Source organism: Paracoccus sp. (in: a-proteobacteria) (genome assembly GCF_030536915.1).
Classification (GTDB): domain Bacteria; phylum Pseudomonadota; class Alphaproteobacteria; order Rhodobacterales; family Rhodobacteraceae; genus Paracoccus.
This window is the reverse complement of record NZ_JAUNPC010000071.1, coordinates 11,877-14,291: the sequence shown is the minus strand read 5'-3', so window position 1 is coordinate 14,291 and position 2,415 is coordinate 11,877. Positions and strand designations below refer to the sequence as shown.

Here is a 2,415-nt window from a genome sequence, read left to right as displayed (position 1 = left end):
TAGTGTCGCCAAGGTGTATTGTGTCGATTTTAGTGTCTCATTCCTTTGCCCCGAAGTTTCGCGGACTCGCTGTCAGCGTTGTTATTGTCGCGCTGAATATGCTGCTGCTGTGGCTCATCATCGAGGCGGGCCGACGCAGCCTCATGAACGTCGATTGGCTGATGCGGGACGCCAGCGCAGTCACCGGCTCTCCGCCCTACACAGGAGGCTACCAGTATCTGGCCGTGCTGGCCTGGGCGGTGGGGGCGGCCATTCCAATCTTCGCACTGGCAATTCTGGCCTCGGAGCAGCGGGCGACCTGGGGACCTGTCCTTGGCCTCGGCGGCGCGTATATGGCGTTTGCCTGCCTCGATGACCTCTTCATGTTCCATGAGCACGTGGAGGTGGCGGGGATACCCGAGCCGCTTCTGGCCGTGCACGCAGCCGGCATGCTGCTTCTTCTGGCCTTCCTTGCGCGGGTCTGGCGCAAAACGCCTTGGATCGTCTTGACTGCCGCGCTGGCAGGGCTCGGTGGCTCGGTAGGGATCGACCTGCTGCAGAACTTAGATCTCATTCCTGAGGCGTCCCAGTTCCGCGTCTCGCTGATCGAGGAATTCCTGAAGCTGACTGGCGTCTGCCTCATGACGGCTTACCTCGCGATGGTCTCAGCCTTGGCGCTGCGAAGCAGCTGACACCTTCTGCGTGCCCCGCAGGACGGCTAGATGCTCCCACCAGCACGATCAGAAGCCAGCAAGATGATCCTCACGCACCTAGGCAAAAGCAGCATAAGGGCGTCCTAGCCTCGATCAGGTTCCTGCGGGCAGGGACGCGGCGTCCCAGATGCGGCCGTGCCATTCCGCTACGCTTCCAAGGCCATCAAACGCCGCATCCTTGGAGATCAGGGGACAGCCGAGGGCGATGGCCGTCGCCGCGATCATCCGGTCGAACGGGTCGCGGTGGCTCCACTGCATCGCCCCTGCCAGAAACGCGATCTCGGCCGTATAGGGCGCGATCTCGGTGCCCTGCGCGCGCCAGAGCGGCAGAAGCTGGTCGATGACGGGATCAAGCTCGGGCCATTTCCCGAGGCGATGCTTCTGCGTGATCTCGTAGAAGCTGATCGGGGCGACATAGGTGACATCCGCCGCCTCTATCATGCCCCGCGCCGTGGCGCTCAGTTCCGATGACATGACCAAGCTCCAGATGAAGGCATGGGTGTCGAGCAGGACTGCCCTCACTCCCAGTCCCTCAGGTCGTCCTCGGACAAGGGGGCGAGGAAATCCGGCACCCTGCTGACCAGTCCATCGCCGATCCCGATGCGCACGGTGGGGCGATGGACCGAGACCAGCCGCACGGCCGGCTGACCGCCACGGGCGATGATGACCTCCTCGCCCTTCTCGGCCGCGGCGATCAGTTCGGACAGCTTGGCCTTGGCTTCCGCAATGTTCATCTGCATGGACGCACCCTCCCTTTGCTCAAAACAAGATGGTCTTGAACCAGGATTTGGTCCAGCTGCTTGCGTTTGCCAAGATCGAACGGCAGCAGGCAAACCCCTCGTGGGCGTTGAACCTGAACGAGGGTGAACCTTTTGGCATATGCCTCGGGTGAGGTCGCGAGGGTGTCAGGATGGAAGCGGCTGTTCGACCAAGCCTTGCGCCGCGAACCGCCCGCCTCGATGAGGCGGGCCTGTCCGAGAGCACTGAGGCTTTACAACACGGACGTCACCGAGCCCGCGCAGGCGTACAATCGTTCATCCAAACACGAAGTCGCCAGCGTCCAGATCAACGATGGAAACCCCTTGGAGCCCCAGACGATCGCCGTTTCCGAAGTCGATCATTGCGTTCGGTCCCACGTCGCTCATGAGTCCCGTCAGGTCAGCAAAGCTGTCAATGCCGTTCACTACGATCCTGATGGTGTCGACGCCGTCATCGAAGTCGGTGATCCTGTCGGTGCCGTCATCAAAGACGAACACATCAGCGTTGCCGCGTCCGGTCAGCACGTCGTTGCCGTCGCCGCCCAGGAGCACGTCGGCGCCGTCGCCGCCGGTGATCCGGTCGTTGTCGGCACCGCCGTCAAGCCGCAGGCGGATCAGCCCGGCCAGTCCCCCGCCGCCGGTGATGGTGTCGGCGCCGCCGCCCCCGTTCACGTCCAGCCGCTCGGTGCTGCCGATGTCGAGCGAGAACGGGATCAGGTTGGTGCGGTCGAAGTCCACCCGGGGTCCGTTGGCGGCGATGGTGAAGGCATCGCCCACGGCCGCACCGTTCACCTGCACGGTGTCATGGCCCGCGCCTCCTTCCATCAGGTCCGAGCCGTCGCCGTTGTTCCAGATCATCCGGTCGTTGCCGTTGCCGCCATAAACCCTGTCGGCGCCCCGGAACCCGACGAGCACGTCGTTGCCGTCGCCGCCCAGGAGCACGTCGGCGCCGTCGCCGCCGGTGA

4 protein-coding genes are annotated in these 2,415 nt (G+C 63.9%); 1 reads left to right on the top strand and 3 read right to left on the bottom strand.

Going from position 1 to position 2,415, the window contains the following annotated elements; translation table 11 throughout:
• On the top strand, positions 1–671 hold a 671-nt coding region (locus Q4F04_RS11670; RefSeq protein WP_303369999.1), incomplete at its 5' end, for a hypothetical protein.
• A 114-nt stretch (positions 672–785) separates the two neighbouring features.
• Here Q4F04_RS11670 and Q4F04_RS11665 read toward each other — a convergent pair.
• From Q4F04_RS11665 to Q4F04_RS11655, 3 genes are all read right to left on the bottom strand, one after another.
• A complete protein-coding gene (locus tag Q4F04_RS11665; RefSeq protein WP_303369998.1) occupies positions 786–1,214 on the bottom strand; it encodes a type II toxin-antitoxin system VapC family toxin in 429 nt (142 codons plus the stop codon).
• The gene (locus tag Q4F04_RS11660; RefSeq protein ID WP_303369997.1) at positions 1,211–1,432 is read right to left on the bottom strand and encodes a type II toxin-antitoxin system Phd/YefM family antitoxin; all 222 of its coding nucleotides are present in this window, start codon (positions 1,430–1,432) and stop codon (positions 1,211–1,213) included. The genes Q4F04_RS11665 and Q4F04_RS11660 overlap by 4 nt, the downstream gene beginning before the upstream one ends.
• 294 nt (positions 1,433–1,726) lie before the next feature.
• Positions 1,727–2,415 (bottom strand): calcium-binding protein (locus Q4F04_RS11655; protein WP_303369996.1); only part of this gene is annotated, 689 nt, incomplete at its 5' end.